The following is a 26,167-nucleotide window of genomic DNA, read 5'->3' on the forward strand; positions in this document are numbered from 1 at the left end:
CTATACTGCGGCTCATGGAAGAGCTGAACGCTGAACAACTACCTAATGACATTGAGCAACTGAAAAACCTGTTGCTCAATGCGCAAAAGTCTCTGCGTAAAAAAGATCGAAAGATTCAATCACTCTACCAGCTCATCACCGCCTACCAAGAAGCAAAACGTTTATCCGCGACGCGCCAGTTTTCTCCCAGCAGCGAGAAGGAATCCCTTCAGCAGCGCTTATTTAACGAAGCTGAATCCGATGTTGACACACCCGAGGAAGCAGTGCACATCGACACGTCCACCGAAGTAAAAGCGCATAAACGTCGCGGCGGAAGAAAAAAACTCCCAGACCATTTGCCTCGCCTTGATATTATTCATGACCTTAGCGATGACGAGAAACGCTGTGCCTGCGGTTGCGAGCAAGAAAAGATTGGCGAAGACATCACGGAGCAGATTGATATCGTACCCGCCAAAGTGCGCGTGCTGAAACACATTCGCTACAAGTACGCCTGCAAACACTGTGACAATGCACCTAAGGTTGCAGCGATGCCACCACAACCGATTCCAAAGAGTCAAGCCAGTCCTGGGTTCTTGGCGTATGTCGCCACAAGTAAGTATGCGGATGCGCTACCGCTGTATCGTCAGTGTAATATTCTTAAGCGTGGTGGTGTTGAGTACGCACGTAACACCTTAAGCCACCAAGTGGTTAAGGCGGGTGAGCTGGTTCAACCGCTGATTAACCTCATGGAAGAGAAAGCCTTGAGTTATCCCGTGCTACAAATGGATGAAACGACGGTGCAAGTGCTCAGAGAACCGGATAAAACGCCGCAAAGTAAAAGTTATATGTGGGTGATGCGCGGTGGGCCGCCAGAACAATCTTCGATTATCTATCACTATGACCCAGGGCGTGGACAAGCGGTGCCGTCGCGTTTACTGGCGGGTTATCAAGGTTATCTACAAACGGATGCTTGGCATGCGTACGACGCTGTACACGGTAAAGATATTACAGCGGTAGCGTGCTGGGCTCACGCGCGCAGAAAATTCAAGGATGCAGAAAAAGCGCTACCCAAAGTTAAGCAAAAACGTGCTGGCAAAATCCAGCAGGCGTTGGCGTACATCAAGAAGCTTTACGCGATTGAAAAGCGCATGTGCAATGTAGGCAATGAGGCAAGACTCGAAGCGCGACAAACAGAGAGTCTCGATACCTTAGAAGCATTCAAGGCGTGGCTTGATAAGCAGCCGGTAAACCCGGAAAGTCTCTTGGGCAAAGCGATCAGCTACACGCTCAAGTACTGGGATCGTCTCATCGAATACTGCAACGACGCGCGCATCGAAATAGATAACAACGGCATCGAGAATAAAATCCGACCCTTTGCTGTTGGGAGAAAAAACTGGCTCTTCTCAGCAACACAATCGGGTGCGAGAGCGAGTGCAAACCTTTACAGTCTCATTGAAACAGCGAAGGCCAACGGATTAAACGAATACGATTATCTGAAGTGGGTGTTTACCAAACTGCCGGCGGCAAACACCGTAGAAGAAGTTGAAGCGCTATTGCCTTGGAATCAAGATCGTACTGAGCTCGTCAACTGGGTCTATGCTTGATCGCTTACCTTTGATCCAACTGTTTTAGATTGAAAAGTTCTTAATTCGAGGAGTTCCACGAAAGCCAGCTTTTCACTTTTTAGTGTCGTATTGGAGATGGATAAAAGCAGAGCCAACTTTTGGGATGTTTTTAATATCCCCTTGTGGCCTGCTTAAATATTATCCTTTTGGAATCTTGGTTTTTACAAAGTCTGGAAGTTCACTTTCGTTGTCTTTGTAGAGTGAATAAGGGAGCATTTTAACAATATTTTCATACCAATCTTTTACTCCTTCTGAATAATTTGAAGTTGTATCCGGTAGGTCATATTCGATGAAGTGAGTAAAGCGAAACCAAGGCCCTACAGAATGATGAAACAATCTAAAACTCAATTCAGTATCAACATATCCTTCATCTAACAGCTTTTTTAGATCAGAGAAAAATTGTAGTACAGTGGCAATTTTATTGTAGTTTTCTTCCCCAATATCTTTCCTAAGTTGGTTTATCTTTATTTTCTCTTTTGGCCCGGAATCAGAAAGAATGTCAGGATATTTATTCACAATGATCTGCCAAGCAAATAAGCGCACTTGACGAAGTTCACCGCGCCATTGGCTATGAAGAGATAGTGTCATTTCTCGTCGTTCTTGCTTTGTCAGTACTGCTCCCGTTGCCAAAGAACTATTAATTTGTTCTTCATAGGTTGGGCTATAGTCATTTTCTTTAACGATTTGATGAAGGCTTTTCGAATTGAGTTTTAAGACTCTAAGAACAATAAAAGTTGGAAAAACTGAATCCGGTATAGGAGATCCATTTTTGACGGCTGTTTTGTAGCAAACCCTTGCCATAGCCCACAAAAAATCAGCATCCCAATTTATGGAGTAACGTAATGAATCACGAAGATATTTGATGTCAATATCGTTGCTTTTTATCGAGCGGCCAAGTCTGGTGATGTATCCGAGATAGTTGGTGAGGAGTGAATGCTGTGAGTGCCCACCAACATCATCTCCCACATAGTACTGTTTGTTGGCACCTATGGGGTAGATAAACCCGGCAGCAATGAAATAGACAGATACCTCTCGTCTAATAATTCGCTCTTTCATACTGTAGACAGCGTTTCTTACATATAAAAAATCTGTAGAGAAATATTCGTCTATATATTCTTTGGTGATTAACCTTATTCGCTCTTCTTTTTCAGCCTCCGTTTTCAGTCTGGCTTGCTCTTTGAAAGCATCGAGTTCGCTTTTCGTTTGCCTGAGCGTCTTGCTTTGGAGTTGTATAGTGATTCCTAGACCAATTAATGCGATGGTCGCAACTAGGGGATTTAATAGCCCTCCAATGTAGTCACCAAATGCCCCCCATTCTGCTTGTTCGGAACTGTAGCCCCCATCAAACTGGCTAGTATAAAGCCACAATAAAGCACTGACTGCCATGCCTACAGCAAACACTGCATAGAGAAGAAACCGGTATTCATAATATCGGCTTGGTATTATTCTTCTCAGTTTCGAAAAACATACTTTGATCTTGCGTCGTTTATGTATCATGTCATTTTTAGGGTGATTTATGCTTTATTCGCGTTAAAACTAGATCGTGGATATTTTCAATGCTATCAAGGTTAAATTACGAATTTGTCACAAAATTTGGGGAACTAAAGTCATTGAGTAATAACTATATTATATAAAATATGTATTTTATATTGCTTAATGTTATTTCTGGCGGCTAAAAGCTAGTTATTAATAAGGGTTTTGCTAGACAAGCACTAATTTTTAGTTTGCATGTAGATCATAATCTAGCTTGCATTCAGGGGCTGCTATAAATACATCCTGCCGCAGCCTAAACAATATGGAGAATTTTTCAAATAGAATGGAATTACCTATATCAGATCTAGTCATTGTGGCTATTTCTAAGCTTATCGATGATGCGCAAGTCGAATCCAGAGAACCTACTCACTATGACTTAGGGGTTCAAATTGGCAAAGCCGGTCTTACATCAGCAGATCCAAAGCATCAAGGCCAAACTGTCGGAAAAGCCAAGCGTCTTCGCGCCACATTAAATTGGGCTATAGAAAGTAATCCCCAAGCTGGAGCGAGATTGATAGAGCTAGTGTTATCTCATGTTAAAGCCGTAGGTGGATTTAGAACGACCTCACCTAACTATGTTGGTCATGAACAAATTCTTAATGCAATAAGTGCGTTCGACTCGGAGGGCTTCTCGCTTTCAGAGAATGGTGATATTCGTCCCAAGATTTTAGATAACCTGAAAGGTCGGCACTTAACCGAGGCTTTGCAAGCTTATGCTCAAAGAGCAAAACATGGATCGGAAGATGCAGCCTTGCTCTCAGGAACAGGTAAGGATCTTCTTGAAGCTACGGCAAAACACATTATTCACACCAAGTTCGGCGCGCACCCAGCGAATGCGAACTTTCCAACCTTGATGGGACAAGCCTATGCTGCCCTTCAAATGGCAACACCGGAAACACCAAAAGAACCAAATGAGCCAGCTATAAGGGACTATGAACGAGCAGTTTTTAGTATGGCCACTGCTATAAATCGAGTAAGAAATAAGGAAGGTACTGGGCACGGTAGACTATGTATTTCAGCACTGAGTGATGTTGAAGCACATGGCATCATAGAGTCTGTTGGTGTTGTGACAGAGTTTCTATTGAATCGTCTTCATGCGAGTAGCTAATTCGCTGAACTAAAGATTGCCCTCTGTCAGCGACAAACATCAAGTAGAAAAGGATTATTGAGAAATGACTGTTAGAGAAGATACTCCCAAAAAATGCCCAGCATGTAATAGTAGCTTTGTTACTGAAACATTGAGCAGCTGGATTTGTGCTGACTGTGGTGCAACTAAGGAGAACCCCACTAGTAGAAAAAGAAAGTAACTCACAATGTCATCATCTAAAAGAAAGCTTTTAGGAAGTAGTGATCTTAAAAGATTATATGAGATTACTAACCCCAAACTCTCTCCTAAACCAAAACTACTTCTGGTTGTTCGAGAACTGGACAAGGAATGGTCTATTGAAAGTAACCATTCTTTACGCGGGTACAGAGGGTGCCAGACCAATCTCGCCGCCAGAGTTAGGCAATATGAATCAAGAAATATGTGGCCAGGTCACGTAGAGCTCGGCATTGGTATATTTGAAAACGAGCAGCTAGTTGATGTTCTAAAGGCTGTGGACTTAGGCTATAAACCGGATGACACTCCAAAATCTACATTGCCTCTTGACGATATGCTCGGGGCTATGGGGCTGACCAGAAATGACATCCAAAGACCAAAGTAGTGGAAAGCGTATAAAACCACATGCTTGCTTTGATATTCAGCAACTCAAATTTTTGCAGCATTGTGCGATATAGGGAACTGTCGTGTTGGAAGGAATCATCAAACCTATTATTAGTTGGCTTTTGAATTTATTGACACTCGGATATCGTGATCGGAGGGTGGCTGACAAAGAACTGTTTTGTAAACTTTACAGTGAGTTGCCACTCGATAGCGATCAAGTTTTTTTGCTAAAAGAACATGATTTCAATCAAGCATTTTCTTTCGAGTATCTAAGACCTCTTAATTATGTCGTGGCTGACTGGATTAATCCTGTAAATAGATTTCACAATTGTCTGGTGGAAAGACGAAAGAAAAAATTTGTTGAGAAGCTTAAAATATTTTTAGATGAACTGTCCCAACATACTGCAATGGAAGAAAGTGGTTTGGTATCGATAGGATTAAATGATCAAGGAGCAAGAGAAAAGGTTATTATTAAAATAGGAAAGCGGTTAAATAAATTATCTTCCTCTGCATATAGCGATTATGAGCGGTTCATTGTGTCATACAAAAAAGAAATAAATTCATAGAGGGATCTTGTTTCTGAAAAGACTACAAAAACCAGCAATAAGTGTTTTTCGAAAAAATATATGAATTTGGATATCGGTAATTCATATGAAAACATCTTTTTCACTAGACAGTGTTGATTGCTCTTTGAAAGATCGCACTTCTGACTCCAAATAGAACACTTTCCCGAATCGTTTATACCAAGGTAATTCGGGATGCTCTTCGGTGCATCGCCATTTCTTGAGCGTCATGGGGGATAGGGACAACAGTGTGGCAGCCTGTTTGGCCGATAGCTCGTTGTCATTTTCTTCTGTATGCACGTGTGGTGACTCCTGTAAACCGGAAGTTCACTGTAGCAACCCCATCATCCTATTACGGCCAGAAATCTTTCATAGTGCTAAAAAAGTAAATGGATTCCTAATCTCTATAGATTTCTTTGAAAGATCCCAAAAGCTCACACAGCGACAGAATGTTGCTGCTCAATTAAATTATTCAGCCACTGGCGCAGAAAACTATTAAGCTCCTTACGCAAGGAGGGAATCACCTTCCCAGGCTCAGGGAACACTTGCTGATAAATCGGCGGTATCGACATTTCAAAGGTGAAGGCCTCCACCACCTTCTGAGCGGGGTAGATCAACACCACCATTTCAGGGTCTTTGCATAGATCACCGTTCTGCTCAAAGTAATGACCCAGCGACACTGCAATACCATGCTCATTACCAGACGCACCATCCAGCCCCGGTAAGCGCTCAACCACCCAATCCATCAAATTGGCCATCTCACTGCGGCGCGTCTGGTCAGGTACAACACCTTCCTTAGAAATAACCCCCAGTTTAACCAGCCGATCATAGTTGGTTTCATATACCGTCTTTCTCATAACCCTATCCTCACTTTATTAATCGAGCGCAGCGCCCGCCTGCGCTTCTGACCCGCTGGCGAAGCGTGGGGGTAGCAAGTGGCCAGTGGCTCACCGGAAGCCGCAGCTAAGTGAACGAGCAAAGCGAGAGAATCTGAACGGGTGAGGAAGCGCGAAGCCTTGCACTTGCCAGGCGCGTGGGGCAAAGCCCCTAGCAAGATAACTTTGAAGTTATCGAATCCACTCAGCCGACCGGAGGGCGGAGACGTTAGCGATTGTGAGGGCGTCAGTCCCGCCACGCGGGATGAGCGACTAGCGAACCCGGTAAAGCGCGTACAACGCCCAGGTTTGATGAAGAATTAATGAAAATGGCGCTATTCGAGACAAGTGACGCTCAGGCTACTTCCTTTCATCCCTTTCTCTCTGAATTTTGTTGTATATCTCCTCTCTATGAACATCAACCTCTTTAGGCGCATTCACGCCAATACGGACTTGATTGCCCTTTACCCCTAACACCGTGGCAGTGACTTCATCACCAATCATCAGGGCTTCCCCAATCCGTCGGGTCAATATCAACATATCCTTAGCTCCTTTCAAATAATGCGATGTCGCGCATGTGCGACAGAGTATAACTTAAAGTCTCTCATATGAGACAACTACGTGGCCGATTGGCAATATTCATTAAAACAAAGCGCGGAGACCAACCCCTACGCGACTTTGCCAAGCGCTACGGCCTATCAAAAGACACCGTTTCACGCATAGAAAGTGAAGAACAAAACGTCACCATCGACACCCTGCAACATATGTGTAAGGTCTTCCATTGTGACATTTCAGACCTATTCCCACCGGATTAGCCAGTTTAACCTCAACCTATCTACTGCTGACTTCCAACAAGTTGAAACAGAGCCGGTTACGAAGGATAATCCCTACTAAGCGGGTTGTCCCGTGAGGCATCAGGCTCAAGTGCTCGGCAAACAGATCAAAAAAGATTAAATAGACGACATTAAGCAAATAGACCGAAAAAAGACTAAACAGACGAAATCAAGCAAACAGACCGAAATAGACTAAGCAGACAAAATCAAGCAAACAGACCGAAATAGACTAAGCAGACAAAATTAAGCAAACAGACCGAAATAGACTAAGCAGACAAAATTAAGCAAATAGACCGCAAAAAGACTAAATAGACGAATCAAAGAGATTAAATAGACAAATAAGCCAATAGCCTTTTACACAGCCTGATAGTTATCCACCTCTTCTGAGGGTTCGGTCATGAAACTATCGTTTAGCATTTCGGCGACGTTCAAGGAGTGGGTTTTAAAACTGAGTTTTAGTTTTGATCGCTCTGGTACTGGCAAAGAAATGGAACATTGACGAAAAAGCCCGCTATCCAGCGGGCTTTTCAGACTGCTGACAAAGCCCTGGCATCTTCACTGGGGCTTTTTCATAATGGGTCATGCTAAAAGATCGCCCCCAAACCCAATCCGAACTTGAGTTTGTCTGTATTGATGAACTTGTCCCTCAAGACCACTTACTGCGTAAGATCGAAGCCAAGGTGGATTTCAGTTTCATCCATCCACTGGTCAAAGACTATTACTGTGACAATAATGGTCGCCCCGCCTTAGATCCAACGCTGATGTTTAAGCTGTTGTTTCTAGGCTATCTGTTTGGCGTTCGTAGCGAACGACAACTCATTCGTGACGTGCAGGTGAATGTGGCTTACCGCTGGTTTCTCGGTTTAAGTCTGACCGACAAAGTCCCCGATGCGTCCACGCTCAGCCAAAACCGCATCCGCCGTTTTAATGATTCAGAAGTGTACCAGCAGATTTTTGATGAGATTGTGCTGCAAGCAATGCAGCGCAAACTGGTGGGTGGTCATACCCTCTACACAGATTCGACCCATTTAAAAGCCAATGCCAACAAGAACAAGCACCTGAAGGTACAAGCGACCACGGAACGACAAGCCTATATGGATGACCTCGACAAGGCGGTAGCGGAGGATCGCATTGCCCATGGAAAAAAGCCCTTAGCGCCGCCATCGAAGCCACCACAGGCGCGGGAGATTAAACAAAGCACCACCGATCCCGACAGTGGTTTTATGGTGCGCGACCAAAAACCTCAGGGCTTCTTTTATCTGGATCACCGCACCGTCGACAGTCGCTGTAACATCATCACCGATGTGCATGTCACCGCAGGCAATGTGCATGATGCGGTGCCTTACCTCTCACGGCTGGACCGTCAGGCAGAGCGCTTCGGTTTTGACCTGCAAGCGGTTGGTGTCGATGCCGGTTACTTCACCGCTGCGGTCTGCAAAGGCGTTGAAGATCGTCACCTCTACGCCGTGATGGGTTATCGACGACCGACACACAAGAAAGGGTATTTTTACAAACGTGAATACCAATACGACTCTGATCAAGACACTTACACATGTCCGCAGGGTGAGGTTCTAATCTATAAAACCACCAGTCGGGAAGGTTACCGGCACTACCAATCAGACCCCGAGGTCTGTATTAAATGCCCAGTAAGAGAGCGTTGCACTCGTAACAAGCAGTGCGTTAAAACGATCACCCGTCACGTATGGGAAGACAGCAAAGAGCGCATCAATCAACATCGACTTACGCCTGAAGGCAAAGCCATTTATGTTCGCCGTAAAGAAACGGTTGAAAGGAGCTTTGCTGACGCCAAGCAGTTACATGGTTATCGGTATGCCCGCTTTAGAGGGAAAAACAAGGTTCAGGCTCAGTGCTTACTGGCGGCAGCGGCTCAAAACATGAAAAAGATCGCTCAAATGGCTGCCTGAAGCCAAATATAAGGTTTACCTGCCAAATATTACACTCAAGGATGCCCGAGAAGCCTTCAAAAGTGGCTTCAGCTCTTATAAAGGTAATCCCGGCAACTATACGATAAGTGAGACAAATAGAATCTGCAGGGCTTAAAAACAATAAACCCCAGCAAAAATGCCGGGGCTTTGTCAGCAGTCTGAAAAGCCCGCTATCCAGCGGGCTTTTTTATGTCTGCGTCTGCGAAGCAGAAGAACACCACGGGTTGCCTGCTGTTCCACTGGGTATCGTTATTGCGAACCTTGTGCGCAATGCTTTCCAGCATACACAAGCTGGTGAAATCTGTTTTGATGTCGCATCCGAAATTCTGATCAAAACTACGGATGCGGGATAAAACCTATTGACGGTCGGTTTTATGTGGGCAATAATTGTCCGCATATCCAAGTATTAATTTGAAGGTTGTTCTGTGAATCTGGGAGAACTCGAAAAAGCGGCTTTACAGTATTTCTGGAGCCATGAAGAAGCGGATGCCAAGCAGGTGCATGCCTACTTTGAGACGAAGCGGGGCGGGTCTTTGAACACCATCCAGAGCACCCTGGATCGCCTGTTTAAAAAAGGCCTACTCAAGCGGGAAAAGCAGGGCTATGCCTATATATATCGTCAGGCCATGAGCAAAGATGCCTTTATTGGCGTGCTTGTTGCGGATGTGACCAAGGACTTTTTCAAGCCCACCGAGAATGCTCTGCACGCGGCCTTTACCTCGATGTCATCCAGTCTCTCTGATGACGAACTGTCGGAGCTGGAAGCTCTGATTGAACAACAGCGCAATAATGCCCGCTCGGAGTAGCTAGCATGATTGTTGGTGGCCTGGCGCTGTTTCTTAATTTTTTTGCTGTGGCGACGCTCGCTTTCTTTTTTGGCGTGGCAGCGGTTAGTGCTGTCTGCTTATTTCGTACTCCCTGGCAATCTATCGATGCTAGCGGTCGGCGCCGATTGCTATGGTTGGCGGTGTCTACCCCTTGGCTACTTGCCTTGGGGGTATCCGTCTTCTTTCTTTTGTCACTCTCGGTTGATGTGTCTTGGGTCGGGCAGTTGATGCACTGGCATCACGTAAACGCGTTTAATTTTTATAGCTGGCATGCTTATCCCTCCCTGTTGCTGTTATTGATGTTTGTTGCCGTTGCGGTCAAAACCTATCGCAGTGCAGCCACTCACCTTAGGGCTTATGGCTTGCTGAAGCTGGCGCTGAATGACGAGCAATTACTGGAGAGCCAGGTGCCACAGGCATTTTCGGCGGGTTTTCTGGTGCCTGAAGTATTTATCAGCACCGGCTTGATTGATCAGCTGGAGAAGAACGAACTCCAGATTGTGCAGCAGCATGAGCAAGCCCACGTCGAACGCAGAGATTCCCTGAAAAAACTTGTATTCAGCTTTCTATCTTTATTCTTTCCCTCGCGTGTTGCGCAGCCGATGCGCCAGGCGATGTCATTGTGTATGGAGCAGTGTGCCGATGAGTGTGCGGTGTCCCAGGGGACGAACCGGGCCGATGTGGCTATGACACTACTGAAAGTTACCAAACTGATGCGGGCCTACGGAGCGACCGGGGGCATGGCTTCTCTGAAGTGTGCCTTTGGCGACAGTGAGGTTAAGGCGCGGGTGGCGTACCTGATGCTGCCTCAACCGGCCCGCAGCGTACCGTTAGTGTTGATGATGGCGCTGCTCAGTGCCATTGCCTTATTGTGTTTGCTCAGCGTGGATAGTGTTCACCACGTCATCGAGACTCTGTTTACTCACTAGGAATACCTTATGAAGAAACCACCTATTCTGCCATTTTTAAAACCGATTGCCAGTCGGTTTTATCGAGTGAAGCTGTCGGTACTCAAGGTACCTTTTTTTTCGCCTAAGAAACCGATTGCGGGTCGGGTTTATGTGGGGGGTAGGTCAATCAGTACGATGCTCTGCGCGTTGATAGTTTGGCTCCCGGTATCTGCGCAGGCGCAAACCGAGCGCATGGCTTCTATCACGATGCAGGACGCGCTCACGAAAACGCTGCTGCAACACCCGGAGTTACCCGGTTATCGCGAGCTGCTGAAAAGCGCTGATGGTTATATCCAGCAGGCGAGCATCGGGGAGCGACCAGAATTGAGTTTCGTTGTCGAAGATGCTTTTGGTTCTGGTGATTTCAATGGCATCGACAATGCCCAGTCCACCTTGAGCTTGAGCTGGCTGCTAGAGGGGGAGTTGCTGGACAAGCGGACCCTCGCTGCTCGCAGTCAAAAAAATACCTTTATCGCCCAACAGGAAGTCAAACGCCTGGACATCGCGGCGGAAACAGCCCGCTACTATCTGGCCGCGTTGTTCTTTCAGAAAAAGAAACAGCTGGAACTTGACGCGATTACCCAGCTTGAACGTGTGCAAAGCGAAGTAGCCAAGCGGGTGAAGGCTGGCGCGGCTCCGCATGCAGATTTATATCGCGCACAAGCTAACCTGTCAGAGAAAAAACTGGTACTCAATGACGTCGGCTATGAGATCGACTCCGCCATCCAGAATCTGGCTGCCCAATGGGGCGAGTTCCAGCCGGACTTCGCCACTGTTCAGGGCAGTTTGGATGTGCCGGATCAGCCAGTGAACTTGTTTGCCATTCGTGAGCGCTTGGCGCAGAACCCCAATATCCAGCTGTTCTTGAGTGAGGAACGATTGGCCCAATCGAAGATTGATATTGCGAAGGCTGAAGCTAAGGCACTGTGGCGCGTCAACGCGGGGGTGCGCCGTTATGAGGCCACTAATGACTACGGCGTGGTGGCAGGTTTTAGCGTTCCATTGGGCAGTCGCGACAGGAACAAAGGCAAGGTGAGTGCTTTGTCGGCCCAGCAGGCCGTCTCTCGGGCTAACGCCGAGGCAATGCGTATCCGCATGGAGGCCCAACTGGCTAACTATGTGCGTTCCTTCGAGCGTTATCAGGATTCTGAAGCGGCGCTTAAGCAGGACATTATTCCGCGCATTGAGCGTGCGCTAAAGGAGGCGGAGAAGGCCTACAAGCTGGGTAAGTACAGCTTTGAAGAATGGAGCTCGGCCCAGCGGGAACTTCTTGCAGCCCAGGCTGCCTTGCTTGACCTGCAATTCAAGGCCCACCTGAATCGTGTCGAAATCGAGCGCGTGGCCGGTGTGGCCATCTGAGTCTGAGGAGAAATTTTGATGAAACGATTAATTCAACCCGGTGTTGCCATGGCCCTGTCTCTGATTGTGACAGGCACTGTGATATCAGCGCCAGCCTATGCCGTCGAAAACCAAGAGGCGGAGGCTTATGAAGAAGTGGAAAAGGGGCCGAACAATGGCCGCATGCTTAGACAGGACGGCTTTGCCATTGAGCTGGCCATTTTTGAAGATGGCGTGCCGCCGGAATTCCGGGTCTGGGCCACCCTGAACGGCCAGCCCCTCAGTCCCGATGAGGTCAAGGTTCGGGTCGTACTCGACCGCCTGGGTGACGTGCAGGACAAGATCGGCTTTTTCCGCCAGGAAGACTACCAGCGCGGTGACATGGCGATCTACGAGCCCCATTCCTTTGCAGTGGCACTGAATGCCGAATACCAAGGCAAAACCTATCGCTGGGCCTATGACAATTTTGAGGGCCGGGTGGATATTAAGGATGACATCGCCGCAGCTAACGGTATCGAAACGGCGAAAGCCGGTCCGGGCACCATTCACCAGACAATTACCGCTTATGGTGAGTTGATCAATCCGGTTGAAAACACGCGCGACATTGTGGCGCGCTTTGCCGGTGTTGTTAAGAAAGTTCATGTCAAGCTGGGCAGCCAGGTGAAGAAAGGCGATTCACTGGTAACCATTGAAAGCAACCAGGGCTTGAATGCCTACACCATTAAAGCACCGATTGACGGTGTGGTATCCGGCCGTTATGTCAGCGCCGGAGAGCAAACTGACGGGCAGACCTTGCTGCGCCTGATCAACAATCGAGAACTAGTTGCCGAAATTTACGTATTTCCACAGGACCGCTCGAAAGTACGAATGGGCAGTCCGGTGCTGCTGGAAGTCGATGGCATTGAGCAGCAGCCCCAGGGTGTTATCAGTTATATCGGGGCAGAAATCATCGAGGGGCAAGGCTTTCCGGTAAGGGTAGCGATTGATAACGCTGCGGGCGTATTCAGTCCGGGGGCTTTTGTTCATGGTCGAATTACGGTTGCCCACTACGATGTTCCGCTGTCGGTCAAGCGTGATGGCATTCAAGCCTTTCGCGATTTTCAGGTGGTCTACGCCAAAGTGGGTGAAACCTATGAAGTTCGTATGCTGGAACTCGGCGCGCAGGCCGGTGAATGGGCCGAAGTGCTGGGCGGGCTTGAGCCTGGCACCGAGTACGTGACCAGCAACAGCTACGTCATCAAGGCCGACATCGACAAGTCCGGCGCGTCCCACGATCACTAATCCCACGACCACGAGGTTCTTATGTTAGACATGATACTGCGGTCATCGCTGAATGGCCGCACGCTGATAATGGTCGCGGTGCTTTTTCTGTGCGCATTGGGGGCATGGAATTTTACCCGCCTGCCGATTGATGCGGTGCCGGATATCACCAATGTCCAGGTGGTGATCAACACCGAAGCCTCCGGTTATACCCCGCTTGAGGTCGAGCAACGGGTCACCTTCCCGATTGAAACCGCCATGGCGGGATTGCCGAATCTCGAATATACGCGCTCGGTGTCACGCTACGGCCTGTCCCAGGTAGCGATCATCTTTAGTGACGATACCGATATTTATTTTGCCCGTCAGCTGGTCAATGAACGGTTATCGACGGCCAGGGCCAAACTGCCCAGTTCACTGGACCCAGAGCTGGGGCCGATTGCCACGGGGCTGGGTGAAATCTTCATGTTCACCGTCGATGCCGAGCCCGGTGCTACCAACGAAGATGGTTCACTGATCACGCCTACCGATTTGCGAACAGCCCACGACTGGATTATCCGTCCGCAGTTGTTGCGGGTGCCCGGCGTGGTCGAGGTCAACCCGATTGGTGGCTTCAAGCGTGAAATCCAGGTGGCCATCAAACCGGAAAAACTGTTGTTTTATAAGGTGACCCAACAGGAATTGATCGCGGCGATTGCTGAAAACAACGAAAACCGTGGTGTTGGTTTTGTCGAGAAAAAAGGCGCTCAGCTGTTGCTGCGGGTACCGGGGCAGGCCGGTAGCCTGGAGGCGATTGGCAATATCCTGGTGCGTACATTTGATACGGTGCCGGTACGGGTGAAAGACCTGGCCGATGTTCAGGAAGGCCAGGAGCTGCGCTCGGGGGCCGCCACCCAGAACGGCCGTGAAGTGGTGATGAGCACCGTCTTTATGCTGGTGGGTGAAAACAGCCGCACCGTTGCCAAAGGCGTGGCGGAAAAACTGGAAGCCGTCAATGCCAGCCTGCCGGAAGGTATTGTAGCGACAGCCGTTTACGACCGCACCAAGCTGGTGGGCAAAACCCTGACAACCGTGCAGACCAACCTGCTGGAAGGTGCGCTGCTGGTTATTGTGATCCTGTTCTTCCTGCTGGGCAACGTGCGCGCGGCACTGCTGACCGCAGCGGTTATCCCCATCGCCATGCTGATGACCATCACTGGCATGGTGCAGGCACGAGTCAGCGCTAATCTGATGAGCTTAGGGGCGCTGGACTTCGGTCTGCTGGTCGATGGTGCCATTATCATTGTTGAAAACTGTCTACGGCGTCTGGGTATCGAAGCCAAAAACGGTCGATCGATGTCTCTGACTGAGCGACTTGAGGTGGTTTACAGCGCTACCAAGGAAGTGATCGGGCCAGCGCTGTTCGGGGTATTCATTATCACGGCCGTTTACCTGCCGATCTTTTCGCTGACCGGCGTAGAAGGCAAGATGTTCCACCCGATGGCCCTGACCGTGGTGATTGCACTGAGTGCGGCCATGCTGCTGTCAATTACCTTTGTGCCAGCGGCCATTGCCTTCCTGTTCAAGGAACCGGTGGAGGAGAAAGAAAATAAAACCTTCAATGCTCTGCAAAACGGGTATGAAAGTTTGTTGGTGAAAGCCATCAAGGCGCGCTGGTTGGTGGTTTCCCTGGCGGCGGTGCTGGTGCTGATCTCTGCTTGGGGGGCAACCCGTCTGGGGAGCGAATTTGTACCCAACCTGGATGAAGGCGATATTGCAATGCACGCATTACGTGTTCCTGGTACTTCCTTGTCCCAGTCGATTGAGTTCCAGCGGGTACTAGAAGAAAGGATCAAGGAGTTGCCGGAAGTCGAGCGAGTGTTTACCAAAATTGGCACACCCGATGTAGCTACCGATGCAATGCCTCCCAGCGTGGCAGATAACTTCATTATGCTCAAACCCCGCAGCCAGTGGCCTGACCCTGGAAAGCTGAAGACTGAATTGGTGGCAGACCTCGAAACACTGGTTAGTGATATACCCGGTAACCGCTATGAGTTCTTGCAACCAATACAGATGCGTTTTAACGAACTGTTGTCTGGAGTGCGTGCAGAGCTGGCGATTAAGGTATTTGGCGATGACCTCGATACGCTGGCGGAAGTGGGCAGTGTAATCGAAGAGGCCATCGCTGACGTTGAGGGTATTGTGGATATCCAGGTGGAACAGACCAAGGGCCTGCCATTTCTGACGATTGTGCCGCGCAGTGATGAGATGGCGCACTACAAAGTCAGGTTGAGCTCTTTACAGGAGCAGCTGGCGGTCGCTATCGGCGGCCAGGTGTCGAGCCTGTTCTACGAGGGGGATCGCAGTTTCGATATTACCGTCAGGTTGCCCGAGCAGCGTCGCAGTGACCTCGACAGCCTTGGCTCGCTGCCGATCCAGATTAGTGGCGAGCGCTATGTGCCCCTAAAAGAGTTGGTCGACTTTGAATATTCGGACGGACTTAACCAGGTCAACAGAGAAAACGGCAAGCGCCGTATGGTGGTGACCGCTAATGTCCGTGGCCGTGATCTGGGTTCCTTTGTGGAGGATGTGCAGGCGGCTGTTCAGAGTCGCGTGGATATTCCCGCCGGTTACTGGGTGGAATACGGCGGTACCTACCAGAGCCTGCAATCGGCCTCCAACCGCCTGATGGTGGTGGTGCCCGCCACGCTGGTGATGATCGTCGGTCTGTTACTTCTGGCGCTGCGCTCCTTCAAGGATGCCATGGTGATCTTCACCGGCGTGCCGTTGGCGTTGACAGGCGGTGTACTGGCCTTGGCCCTGAGGGATATTCCGTTCTCTATCTCGGCGGCGGTGGGCTTTATTGCATTGTCGGGTATTGCCATCCTGAACGGCCTGGTGATGGTGTCCTTTATCCGCGAGCTGATCAAGGATGGTATGGGTATCGACGAGGCCATTGTCAGCGGTGCGTTGACCCGCCTGCGCCCGGTCATCACCACGGCACTGGTGGCTTCACTGGGCTTTGTTCCTATGGCCTTGAACACAGGCATTGGTTCTGAAGTGCAGCGCCCACTCGCCACGGTAGTCATCGGCGGTGTGATCTCGTCAACCCTGTTAACCCTGTTTGTCTTGCCAGCGCTGTACCGCATGTTGCAGCGCCCCGCAAAAATCATTTCTCAACCTGAAACCCCCGTTACTCAATAATTGGAGGATTAAACGCTTTATGTACAAGTTGTTATTAGTCGCCGTTGCCGTCCTGGCCAGCACCCTGGCCTTCGGGCACGGCATGTCGGCGGAAGATCAAGCCAGAGCGCTGAACGCCAGTTACTTCGAGTTTGTAGAACTCGGTGCTATCCATATGATCACTGGCTATGACCACCTGCTGTTTCTGTTCGGGGTGATGTTCTTTCTGACCCGGTTCACCGAGATCGTCAAGTTCATCACCGCCTTCACCATTGGTCATTCGATCACGCTGGTGTTTGCAACCCTAGCAGGTATTAAGATCAATTACTTTTTGATCGATGCCGTGATTGCACTGACGGTGTGTTACAAGGCCTTCGATAATCTGGAAGGTTTCAAGCGCTACCTGAAAACCCGACCGCCCAGCTTGCTCTGGATGGTGTTCGGTTTCGGATTGATTCACGGCTTTGGTTTGTCAACTCGCCTGCAGCAGTTGCCACTGGGTGCGGAAGGGCTTGTCAGCAAGATCCTGGCTTTCAATGTTGGTGTCGAGCTGGGCCAAATCGCCGCACTGGCCATCATGCTTGTCGTCCTATCTGCCTGGCGCAAGCGCAAGAGTTTCACCCAGTTTGCCGCAGCGTCTAATGTTGGCCTGATGGCGACCGGCCTGTTCCTGCTGATGTTCCAACTGCATGGTTATATGCACAGTAAATACTCGGATGATTTCCCGCTCAACAAGGATGACCACTCCCATGTACATGAGGATATGGCGGAGTTGGAATATCCGAATCGTTCGACTGTAGTAGAGGATTTGACGGATACGGGAACAAAGGAAGAGTCGAATTTACCAACTGCAAGCGCTACTACTGATACAAGCTCTACGACAGATACGGAACCAGTTCCCGATAACAGCCAGCACAGTCATGACGGCTCCTCATACCACAGCCATTAGTAGGTCTGAACTAGAAGGGATACATGAATGATTGCTATATCATTATTAGATACCGATATTCTTCGACTGGAAGAGAAAGCAGCCGATGCGGTGATGGCGGGTGTAGATTATATTCATTTAGATTTTGGTGATATGGATGTGCTTCCCGCTACGCTGGTTCCAAACTTGTGCGATTCACTCCGATCTAGTGGCGTAACTTGCCCTATAGAAGTTCGGCTTCCGCGTAATGTAACTGTGAACGCAATTGCACATATTTGTCAGTCGGGTGCTGATTGGATTTTCATTGAGCCAGAAATGAAAGAACTAAACAGCGCGTTACAGGTGATAGACAGAGCTTGCAAAAAAGGATTTGTGATCAGCGATGATACCGATATCAGTGATTACATTGGATTCCTTCACAAAATTGACCATCTGATGGTTCGACTTGATAACCCTTTGGATGGCAGTGATGAGTTAACTAATACGTTGATCAATGACGTCGCAGAAATGAGAAAATTGGTCGTAGGTTTTAATGAGGATATTCAATTTTCTATTTCGGGCAATATATCTACGGAGGTTGTTAAACCGCTATTCCGTGCGGGAATTGCTAAGTTTGTTATCGGACGTCATATGTTGGATACCGAAGATTATTATTCACTGATTGCCGATATTCGAAAGCAAACCAAGTCGGCGTAAAAAGCATAGAGTTTTTAACTTACCGATAAATCAGTGCCCCGCGTCACTACAGTTCTCTGTAGTGACGCGGGGCGCGAAGCCACGGTATCTCTGGGCTACAGAATCTTTTTAGAAGTTATGAAAGAATTATGGGGGTATTTTTCTGGGGATTTAGCGATACTCTCTAGTAACAGGCGTGACTACTGCGCATTCAGTAGTGCCCCGGCTCGGCTAGAGCCAACCCCAGCACCCATGCTGTTTATGGGCTTCATTAACCCGGTATAGGAGGAAATCAACGACATAAAATGAAGTAACCGGATGCGTTAAGACTAAATGGTGCTGTATCCCACTGGAGACTGGTGCTGTTGGTAATAACCAATCTGGGTTTGAGGGAGTGGTGTCCCACGACGTTCGGCAACTCTGGTTGCCTCTCCATTAGTTGCAGCTAATGGACAGTCATAAACACTCACCAACTGCACGTACACCATATGTTTTGTAGTGCGCGTAACCGTTCTGAACAGTGGCTTATTTTTCTCATCTGATGCTACCTACTGTATTGAACCGTTATCTGTCCGTTCCTGATATTACAGTCTCTGTTCAGAACGGTTGCTTGTCTGTTCAAACGGTCAGTTTGACGACAGCGAATCACTACTCAACGCATCAAACTCAGCCTTAGCAAAGACGGTCAATGAATAAAGATTTCACCGTTTAGAACGGTCACGCGATTAACTTAATTTTCTCTCTGAAAAGTTGATTGCCGATTTACTCTGACACTCTCGCAATAATTCTCGCCAAGATAGTTAACAACGAGGATTCGCCGTGAGGGATTTGAATTATCAGCTTAAAAATCTGTGCGATCACAACAAAGATGGTAGTCAGACCACCAAGGCAGATCGTCATAAAAAATTACAAATGATGGCCGATCATTTGTTTGAATTGGGCTTTCGGCGTATGAATGCCAATTCACTGAAACCGAAACACGTCGATGCGCTCATTGCACGTTATCTCAGTGAAGGGTTAAACGAAGGTACAATCAAGAATCGATTGTCAGCACTGCGCTGGTGGGCAGATAAAGTCGGTAAACCCAATGTGGTTGCTAAAGACAACGCTTACTATGGTATTGAGTCCCGTGTCTTTATTACCAACGAATCGAAGGCGCGTGATCTTGATCGAGAATTACTGAGTAAGATCACGAGCGATCATGCGCGTATGAGTCTGGAGCTACAAAAAGCGTTTGGTTTGAGACGCGAAGAAGCCATCAAATTTATTCCTGAGTACGCTGATCAAGGTAACCATATCCGTTTAAAAGCGACGTGGTGCAAAGGTGGTCGTGCCAGAACTATCCCTATCCGCAACGAATTACAACGAGAAGTATTAGATCGTGCCCGCTTATTGGCAGGGCTAGGTTCACTCATTCCCAGTCATTTGATGTACGTCGATCAAATGCGTATCTACGAAGCAGAAACTAACAAAGTCGGCTTGCACAAAATGCACGGCCTGCGTCATCGCTATGCACAAGAACGCTATTACGAACTAACGGGTTGGCAAGCGCCAGCCTGCGGTGGCCCAACACGAGATGAATTATCCGAGGAAAAGCGCTTAGATGATAGAGTCGCCCGCTTAGCGATAACTCAAGAACTCGGTCATGGTCGTGAACAAGTCACGGCTGTTTATTTGGGTCGTTAGTTTCAAGGCAATACATGGCTCATTGGGCTTCGCCCAGGCCGCAAGGCCTTCCCACCCTCGCCGGGAGCAGGGGTTGCAGCGAGACTGCAACCCCGCGGGAAAGGCTTAAGGTGATACCGGCATCAAGGACTACTCGGCTAAGGCCTGCGTTCCTCCTTGACGCTGAATTCTCAACAGTGAAAACCCTGTCGCTATTGCAGTCTCAATAGTACCCGGCAGAGTTTCTGCCACTAACCAGGGTATAGCCACCCACTTCGGTGATTGGTTGTACCACCCCTACGGGAGAGAATATGCCCCGTAGGGTCATCTTTCTCTTCTTTACTCACTGTTAGGAGAAAGATGATGGAATACTTGGAAATGCGTGGAGAGGTAAAACTGAAAGACGATGCCGATTTGCCTGTTGTGAGCGAAGTTTTAAGCAAGTTAGTTGAAACCGAGTTCGTTGATACGGGCTTTATTGATATTCGTCGGAAAGATCCGGTACTCAGTATTTACGCTGAGGGTACGATCTCTGAAAGTTACAGCCTCCGAGCGCAGTTGAGAAAGCTGCAAAATCAGTTGTCAGAGACATCAATGATTGGAGTCACCAGTGAACGATGGGAAACCCTCGTGATACTGAAACACTCTGAGCCAGTATCGGCGCTTAGTCTCGAACCCTACGACCTTCTGGTTGTTGCCCAGTAACCCCCGAAAAAGGCCTGACATTCATCAGGCCTTTTTCATTTTTCTCTACCGAATCATTAAGAGACTTTTGGTGGATTTATACCGAGTTGATTCATCAGTTCAACAGCCCTAGAGTTCGACCTCATTAACTCGTCAAATCGTTTGTGCATTTCAACATTATGCCCCGGCGCGTCGATAACCTTATCAACGTATTCATCGCTACTTTCGATACCTGATTCTGAAAGAACCTGTTGATAGTAGGTATTTCTAATAGAACTAAGTTCGTTCAACTCGTATCTGTTACTTTGCCTGAAGTTATCCATTTCAATACTTATATCATTAAAAGACATCTGAGTCCGACGGTAGACTTCCATTTGACGCTGTTCTTGATTCGTTAGTTTGCCATCATCAAGGAATTTTTCTGAAAATTCTTGGTAAGCCTTTCCTTCTGCCATGACTTTGTCGATGTTGAGACTGAGATCAGTTGATTCATGCATATAACCTGTAATCCACTGAGGTATAGCCAAGTGTTTGGGGATGCCATTTCTATCAAGCTCGCTAATCGTCTGTGCTTGAGGTGATAGAGTTACAGTATCCGCACTCGGATTTCTAATAGTTGAGTTGCTATTGGAACTGTTGCCTGTACTCTGTAGCGGCAAATTATTGCCGCTTAACGATGTAGCCGTTGCCGCCGGATTGCCGTATAAATTTCCTATCTGCATTGCTAACTCCAAGAAGATTGTTGTTTATCTTGGTTTTCCCTGAGTAAAACCCGCCTGTTCTCAGTTACTAATACCCGCAATCCACATACAGCAAGCTATATGCCATTGCCAAGGCTATCTTTCTTCTACCTCTGAAAGGTTTTCGCTCCAAATCATTCCCGCAGATTCGTACCTTATCCCTCGTCTTACGAATCGACCGGAGTGGTTTATGTCAGCAGCCAGCGTTATTCCAGCCTCAGTGCTTAGTCTTGTTCTGTTATCGCCATCGTTGGAAGCGATGAATACAGATAACGTCGTTAAAGATAGTCGTTATGTGTCGGTTCAAATCGGCGCAACGCAAGCACAAAGCCATGTTTTGCAATCGATGATTCGAGTTTCTATTCCCGACGACATCACCACAGTAGGTAGTGCGTTGCAGTATTTACTCGAACCCTATGGCTATCAGCTCGATGATCAAATTGAGACGGCGAAAGTCTCTGATCTATATGTGTTGCTAACGCGACCACTACCTGCACCACACCGAACGCTTGAAGCGATGACACTACAAGATGCGTTGAGTGTTTTAGGCGGTGAGAGTTTTGATGTCGTTATCAATCCCGTTCTTCGGACAATCAGCTATGACTTAAAACCTGATCAAAAAGAGTATGTGAGTGATAACGATATAGAGACGGCTCAAGCTCTTTGGCGTGAACGCAATAAAGCGACATCTAGCCTTGTCGCTGATGAGTCTTCATCAATGAGGATGTTGGGTTATGGCCCGGTTAAACCGGGCGATACGCTTAGCCATATCGTTTTACAGTTTGGTATCCCTGATTTAACGCTGGATCAGGTCTTGGTTCATGCCTACCATTCCAACCCCCATGCCTTCGCCAACGACAATATGAATCATTTGTTGGTTGGTGCTCATATGAGTATGTCGTCAATCGTTGATGAGGTGCTGTCGCCTGCGGAAGCAAACCGATTGGTGGATGAACACTACAGCCGTTGGTTGCAAATGGTGCAGCCATGAGAGCCTTCACAGTATTTCTAATTCTGGCTGTGTCTGGTAGTGCTGTAGCGAATGATCCAAACAATACGGAAAGCGCACAAACACAAGTTTCCGAAACGCCTATCGTGCAGACCCCCGACACTGAAACACTCGCTCGATACTGGTCACTCGATGCGAAAGAGTATCAGCGTTATCAAGAACTGATGCGTGGGCCACTGGGTCATTGGAGTCCAACGATTGACCCGCTATTGGCACTGGGCATGTTCGCGACAACGCCAGCTCAGCAGAAACGTTATGCAGAGCTGTATGCGCGCCAGGAATTTGAATTGACAGAACGTACCTTACGTTTTCAGCAAGCGTATCGGGCTGCCTTTAATCGTTTGTACCCGAACGTGGATACGGTCGATCATCGATTGCTTGCGCCGTATCAATTACATCAACAGCAAAAGGAATCGGCCAAAGCTGCACGCTGGCTGGCTAAAAAGCAGTTTCAAGACGGTGATCGGGTGATGGTCTTCGTACCAACACAATGTGATCACTGTACTTCACTTATCCCCCGGTTAATGAGCCTGGTCTCAGGAACCCGGAACGCAGGTATCGACGTGTATGTTCGCAACGCATCCGACGATAACGCGGTTCGGGCCTGGGCTCAGGCTCACCATATTCAAGCCAATAAAGTAAGTGGTAACGCGCTAACGTTGAACCGCAACGAAGGATTGCTACAGCGCTTACAAAGTCGATCTACCAATCATCATTCAGCGGTCGTACCGATTTTTCTCAAACGAAACGATCAATTTTTTCAGTTACGTGAAGAGGACTTGGGATTATGAATATCAGTGCCATTCGACCGTTCATTGTGGGCGCGACGTTGATGCAGTCCATTTCAGCAACAGCCCTAGACGATCTACCGATAGCCTATGTGGTTGTCGCCAAGGCCACCGATGTTCCGGCTGATATTTTGTACGCCGTTGCCTTAGCCGAAAGTGGGCGAAGCTATAATGGCCAGTTGTTACCTTGGCCCTGGACGTTGAATATCGAAGGTCAGAGCTTTTATTGCGAGACACAGCGCGAAGCTGTGGTTATCGCGTCTGAAGCCATCAGTCGCAAACAATTGGTTGATCTGGGGGTTACTCAGGTCAACTGGTATTGGCACCAGCAACGCTTTAACCGTGTTGATGATGCTTTAGTCCCGATGTTGAATCTCAAAGCAGGCGCGGCGATTTTGCGCGAGCAATTCGAGGCCAGCGGTGATTGGTGGACAGCCGTAGGCCGATACCATGATCCCGGTCAGGACGACGAATCGTTGGCGAGTGCGGAGCAGTATCGTCAACGGGTACAGCGTCTCTGGAAAGGGACGTTTTAAATGAAGCGTTTTGTTCTTGCACTCTGCCTATGCTGCGGCCAATTTGTTCAGGCCGATCAATCACTGACTGTCATTTATGATTCTGGTAATACCTTACCAATTGCACCGTATTTACCTCAGCGTTCTGAACCTCAACCGAAACAATCCGTGCTTCCCACGAAGCGCCAATCCTTTCAGCTACCGATAGAGACGCCTTCCATGTCACCGGGAAGTGTGAGCGCGACGGCAAAGCCACTGAAGTATTTGCAACAACCGCTATTCCTGATCGGTGCCGATAAGCAATCCAAAGCCTGGCTGAAAGCGAGGCACGATCAACTCGTCAATCTCAGTGCCGTTGGCTTATTGGTACAAGTCGATACCTTGGAGGAGATTAAAGCGATACAGGCCTTAGCCAAAGGCCTACGACTAATCCCGGCGTCAGCCGAGAGCTTTGCCAAGCCACTGGCCTTGAAACATTACCCGGTGTTGATTTCCAAGGATGGCTGGGAGCAATGAGTGATCGTTATGAGGTGGAGGTTTTACTACGGCCACCTGTGGAACTGTCCTCGTCCTTAGTCTCGTTGTGTGCAGCGGGTATCGTCCTCAAAGCCCCACAAACCTTGATGATGCCGCCCAGTGTGGCGGTTGTCAGTGCCGGGTGTTTAGGGGTATTGGGTATCTGGCGAGGCCGCCAGGCCTGGCGGGTTTTAACCTATCAGCGTCACCTTCGCCGAAGTCCTCGTTACACCATGTCTTCGACACAAATCCCCGTCAGTCGAGCAGTCTTGTTTCTGGGGCGAGGTTTTCGTTGGACGCAAACCCACACTGAACGCTTATATGCCGCCCGTGATCGACGCGCCGAACATTACCTGCAACCCAGTGCCTTCAAGCAATGGGTACGGAAGAAAGAAATTGAGTGGGAGCATACGCCGCTGCTAAAACAGGTGGCAAAGCTGACCGCCACCGATTCAGTTTTAAATCCAGTTAGGCCTCCGCCTGCTAGCGGCGGCGATGCTGTGATTCATGGGGTGGGTATTGGCGGGGAGAGTAATGCCAGTATGCCCTTGTCTGATCGCGTCGGGCATATGGTGGTCATTGCTCGAACCCGCCACGGTAAAACCCGTTTAGCGGAACTGCTAATCACCCAAGACATTCATCGCCGCGACAACTGCGTGATTGTGCTAGACCCCAAGGGTGATGCTGACTTACTCAAGCGTATTCATGTCGAAGCACAACGTACCCAACGCCCCTTATTGATCTTCCATTTAGGATATCCCGAACTCAGTGCGCGTTATAACGCCATTGGCTCTTTCTCCCGTATCACCGAAGTGGCTACCCGTATCGCCAGTCAATTACCCGGTGAGGGAGATGCCAGTGCCTTTAAAGAATTTGCCTGGCAGTTTGTGAATGTCATCGCCGTGGCTTTGGTTGCGTTAGACGAGCGCCCGGACTTCTTAAAGATCCGGCGCTATATCACCGACATTGATCCGCTGCTGATCCGTTACGGCCATTACTGGTTAGAACAACATGGTAATGAAGGCTGGCAAGACGGACTGGCCGAAGTCCGTAATGCGATCAACGTGAAATCATTACCACGGGTAGACCAAGGCAAAGACCCGGACGCCATCGCCTTGGTGCGCTACCTCAAAACTCAAGTGGAGTTTGATCAGGTTTTGGAGGGTTTGATTTCAGCTTTCCGCTACGACCGCGAGTATTTCCAGAAAATCACCGTCGCGGTCAAACCCTTTCTGGAAAAGCTCACGACAGGCAATATCGCTGCGATTCTCGCACCCGATTTATCCGACGAGGAAGACCAGCGCCCGGTGCTGGAATGGGCACATGCCATTCGTGATCAAGCGATTGTCTATGTGGGTCTCGATGCACTGGCCGATCCTGAAGTGGCCAGTGCTGTAGGTGAATCGATGTTCAGTGATCTCACCAGTCTGGCTGGTCATATCTACAAGCACGGCATTGGCGATGATTCTTCGGGGCGAAGCCAGAAACCGCCCAATATTGTGATTCATGGTGACGAGTTTTCGGATCTGATCGGGCCGCAGTTTAAAACGCTCATCAATAAATCCGGTGGCGCGGGATACGAACTCAATCTCTACACCCAGACCTGGAGCGATCCTATTGCCGAGTTGGGCAGCGAAGCTAAAGCCGGTCAGCTCGCCGGTAACATCGGTACAGTCATGATCATGGGTGTTAAGGAAATCGCGACCTGCGAGATGTTCACCAAGCAGCTACCGGAAGTCAGCGTCAGTGAGATCATGGCGGTTTCGGGTGTCACCGATAACAGTGGCCTTGAGGGAGGTGTGAGCTTTACCTCCAATAATCAGGATCGGGTAAGCATTAGTCGTGTACCGATGATTTCCCCTGCGGATATTGTGGCACTTCCCAAGGGACAGGCCTTTGTACTGCTCAGAGGCAGTGAGCTATGGAAGATTCGTATCCCCATGCCGTCAAAGATCGACGATGACGAGCTGCCCGATGATTTGGGTGAAATGCTCCGTTTGATGCGCCAGGGTTATACCTCAGTTTCAGACTGGGGTAGTTTTCATGGGCGTTAA

At 48.7% G+C, this 26,167-nt stretch carries 25 protein-coding genes; 20 read left to right on the forward strand and 5 right to left on the reverse strand.

The window, feature by feature from the left end; genetic code table 11:
- The first annotated feature begins 14 nt into the window (after nucleotides 1-14).
- Nucleotides 15-1,583, forward strand: coding sequence for an IS66 family transposase (tnpC, locus tag ACGHZ6_RS25500; RefSeq protein ID WP_390619286.1), 1,569 nt, complete (start codon nucleotides 15-17; stop codon nucleotides 1,581-1,583).
- 159 nt (nucleotides 1,584-1,742) lie between these two features.
- On the opposite strand, the gene ACGHZ6_RS25505 is transcribed toward tnpC, so the two are convergent.
- The gene (locus ACGHZ6_RS25505) at nucleotides 1,743-2,990 is read right to left on the reverse strand and encodes a hypothetical protein (protein WP_390619287.1); all 1,248 of its coding nucleotides are present in this window, start codon (nucleotides 2,988-2,990) and stop codon (nucleotides 1,743-1,745) included.
- A 430-nt stretch (nucleotides 2,991-3,420) separates the two neighbouring features.
- Here ACGHZ6_RS25505 and ACGHZ6_RS25510 point away from each other — a divergent pair, with 430 nt between their 5' ends.
- From ACGHZ6_RS25510 to ACGHZ6_RS25520, 3 genes are all read left to right on the forward strand, one after another.
- On the forward strand, nucleotides 3,421-4,245 hold the full coding sequence (locus tag ACGHZ6_RS25510; RefSeq protein ID WP_390619288.1) for an abortive infection family protein: 825 nt from the start codon (nucleotides 3,421-3,423) through the stop codon (nucleotides 4,243-4,245).
- Nucleotides 4,246-4,450: 205 nt separating this feature from the next.
- Complete coding sequence (locus ACGHZ6_RS25515; RefSeq protein ID WP_390619289.1) at nucleotides 4,451-4,843, forward strand: hypothetical protein; 393 nt, start codon at nucleotides 4,451-4,453, stop codon at nucleotides 4,841-4,843.
- An 82-nt stretch (nucleotides 4,844-4,925) separates the two neighbouring features.
- Nucleotides 4,926-5,408, forward strand: a complete 483-nt coding sequence (locus ACGHZ6_RS25520; RefSeq protein WP_390619290.1) for a hypothetical protein — start codon at nucleotides 4,926-4,928, stop codon at nucleotides 5,406-5,408.
- 81 nt (nucleotides 5,409-5,489) lie between these two features.
- Here ACGHZ6_RS25520 and ACGHZ6_RS25525 read toward each other — a convergent pair whose 3' ends face one another.
- The 3 genes from ACGHZ6_RS25525 to csrA form a co-directional block, all read right to left on the reverse strand.
- Nucleotides 5,490-5,705, reverse strand: a complete 216-nt coding sequence (locus tag ACGHZ6_RS25525) for a hypothetical protein (RefSeq protein ID WP_390619291.1) — start codon at nucleotides 5,703-5,705, stop codon at nucleotides 5,490-5,492.
- 134 nt (nucleotides 5,706-5,839) lie between these two features.
- Nucleotides 5,840-6,262, reverse strand: coding sequence for a DUF6908 domain-containing protein (locus ACGHZ6_RS25530; RefSeq protein ID WP_390619292.1), 423 nt, complete (start codon nucleotides 6,260-6,262; stop codon nucleotides 5,840-5,842).
- A gap of 378 nt (nucleotides 6,263-6,640) precedes the next feature.
- Nucleotides 6,641-6,820, reverse strand: a complete 180-nt coding sequence (gene csrA, locus ACGHZ6_RS25535) for a carbon storage regulator CsrA (RefSeq protein WP_390619293.1) — start codon at nucleotides 6,818-6,820, stop codon at nucleotides 6,641-6,643.
- Between the two features lie 68 nt (nucleotides 6,821-6,888).
- On the opposite strand from csrA, the gene ACGHZ6_RS25540 reads away from it, so the two are divergent.
- The 11 genes from ACGHZ6_RS25540 to ACGHZ6_RS25590 all read left to right on the forward strand — a co-directional run bounded on the left by ACGHZ6_RS25540 (nucleotide 6,889) and on the right by ACGHZ6_RS25590 (nucleotide 20,566).
- On the forward strand, nucleotides 6,889-7,095 hold the full coding sequence (locus ACGHZ6_RS25540; RefSeq protein ID WP_390619294.1) for a helix-turn-helix domain-containing protein: 207 nt from the start codon (nucleotides 6,889-6,891) through the stop codon (nucleotides 7,093-7,095).
- 599 nt (nucleotides 7,096-7,694) lie between these two features.
- Nucleotides 7,695-9,038 carry an IS1182 family transposase gene (locus ACGHZ6_RS25545; RefSeq protein ID WP_390619295.1) on the forward strand — a complete coding sequence of 448 codons (1,344 nt, stop codon included), beginning with the start codon at nucleotides 7,695-7,697 and terminating at the stop codon, nucleotides 9,036-9,038.
- Between the two features lie 446 nt (nucleotides 9,039-9,484).
- Nucleotides 9,485-9,865: a BlaI/MecI/CopY family transcriptional regulator gene (locus tag ACGHZ6_RS25550; protein ID WP_390619296.1), complete on the forward strand. Its 381-nt coding sequence runs from the start codon at nucleotides 9,485-9,487 to the stop codon at nucleotides 9,863-9,865.
- Nucleotides 9,866-9,870: 5 nt separating this feature from the next.
- A complete protein-coding gene (locus tag ACGHZ6_RS25555) occupies nucleotides 9,871-10,815 on the forward strand; it encodes a M56 family metallopeptidase (RefSeq protein ID WP_390619297.1) in 945 nt (314 codons plus the stop codon).
- A 9-nt stretch (nucleotides 10,816-10,824) separates the two neighbouring features.
- Nucleotides 10,825-12,195 (forward strand): TolC family protein, encoded by a 1,371-nt coding sequence (locus ACGHZ6_RS25560; protein WP_390619298.1) that lies wholly within the window; start codon nucleotides 10,825-10,827, stop codon nucleotides 12,193-12,195.
- An 18-nt stretch (nucleotides 12,196-12,213) separates the two neighbouring features.
- Nucleotides 12,214-13,455: an efflux RND transporter periplasmic adaptor subunit gene (locus ACGHZ6_RS25565; RefSeq protein WP_390619299.1), complete on the forward strand. Its 1,242-nt coding sequence runs from the start codon at nucleotides 12,214-12,216 to the stop codon at nucleotides 13,453-13,455.
- 21 nt (nucleotides 13,456-13,476) lie between these two features.
- Nucleotides 13,477-16,614 (forward strand): efflux RND transporter permease subunit, encoded by a 3,138-nt coding sequence (locus tag ACGHZ6_RS25570; RefSeq protein WP_390619300.1) that lies wholly within the window; start codon nucleotides 13,477-13,479, stop codon nucleotides 16,612-16,614.
- Nucleotides 16,615-16,633: 19 nt separating this feature from the next.
- Nucleotides 16,634-17,542, forward strand: a complete 909-nt coding sequence (locus ACGHZ6_RS25575; protein ID WP_390619301.1) for a HupE/UreJ family protein — start codon at nucleotides 16,634-16,636, stop codon at nucleotides 17,540-17,542.
- 27 nt (nucleotides 17,543-17,569) lie between these two features.
- Nucleotides 17,570-18,217, forward strand: a complete 648-nt coding sequence (locus ACGHZ6_RS25580) for a hypothetical protein (RefSeq protein WP_390619302.1) — start codon at nucleotides 17,570-17,572, stop codon at nucleotides 18,215-18,217.
- A gap of 798 nt (nucleotides 18,218-19,015) precedes the next feature.
- A complete protein-coding gene (locus tag ACGHZ6_RS25585; protein WP_390619303.1) occupies nucleotides 19,016-19,882 on the forward strand; it encodes a phage integrase N-terminal domain-containing protein in 867 nt (288 codons plus the stop codon).
- Between the two features lie 339 nt (nucleotides 19,883-20,221).
- Nucleotides 20,222-20,566, forward strand: a complete 345-nt coding sequence (locus ACGHZ6_RS25590; RefSeq protein WP_390619304.1) for a hypothetical protein — start codon at nucleotides 20,222-20,224, stop codon at nucleotides 20,564-20,566.
- A 56-nt stretch (nucleotides 20,567-20,622) separates the two neighbouring features.
- On the opposite strand, the gene ACGHZ6_RS25595 is transcribed toward ACGHZ6_RS25590, so the two are convergent.
- Entirely contained in the window at nucleotides 20,623-21,267 is a 645-nt protein-coding gene (locus ACGHZ6_RS25595; protein ID WP_390619305.1) for a hypothetical protein, read from the reverse strand.
- 208 nt (nucleotides 21,268-21,475) lie between these two features.
- Between ACGHZ6_RS25595 and ACGHZ6_RS25600 the strand changes: the two genes are divergently transcribed.
- Genes ACGHZ6_RS25600 through traD form a run of 5 tightly spaced genes read left to right on the forward strand, consistent with a single transcriptional unit; the run spans nucleotide 21,476 to nucleotide 26,167 of the window.
- Nucleotides 21,476-22,276 (forward strand): hypothetical protein, encoded by an 801-nt coding sequence (locus ACGHZ6_RS25600; protein ID WP_390619306.1) that lies wholly within the window; start codon nucleotides 21,476-21,478, stop codon nucleotides 22,274-22,276.
- Entirely contained in the window at nucleotides 22,273-23,085 is an 813-nt protein-coding gene (locus ACGHZ6_RS25605; protein WP_390619307.1) for a TIGR03759 family integrating conjugative element protein, read from the forward strand. Before ACGHZ6_RS25600 ends, ACGHZ6_RS25605 begins: the two co-directional genes overlap by 4 nt.
- Nucleotides 23,082-23,618, forward strand: a complete 537-nt coding sequence (locus ACGHZ6_RS25610) for a lytic transglycosylase domain-containing protein (protein ID WP_390619308.1) — start codon at nucleotides 23,082-23,084, stop codon at nucleotides 23,616-23,618. Before ACGHZ6_RS25605 ends, ACGHZ6_RS25610 begins: the two co-directional genes overlap by 4 nt.
- The gene (locus ACGHZ6_RS25615; RefSeq protein WP_390619309.1) at nucleotides 23,619-24,113 is read left to right on the forward strand and encodes an integrating conjugative element protein; all 495 of its coding nucleotides are present in this window, start codon (nucleotides 23,619-23,621) and stop codon (nucleotides 24,111-24,113) included.
- On the forward strand, nucleotides 24,110-26,167 hold the full coding sequence (traD, locus tag ACGHZ6_RS25620; protein ID WP_390619310.1) for a type IV conjugative transfer system coupling protein TraD: 2,058 nt from the start codon (nucleotides 24,110-24,112) through the stop codon (nucleotides 26,165-26,167). The genes ACGHZ6_RS25615 and traD overlap by 4 nt, the downstream gene beginning before the upstream one ends.

It is taken from the genome of Maricurvus nonylphenolicus (assembly GCF_042854845.1).
GTDB lineage: Bacteria > Pseudomonadota > Gammaproteobacteria > Pseudomonadales > Cellvibrionaceae > Maricurvus > Maricurvus nonylphenolicus.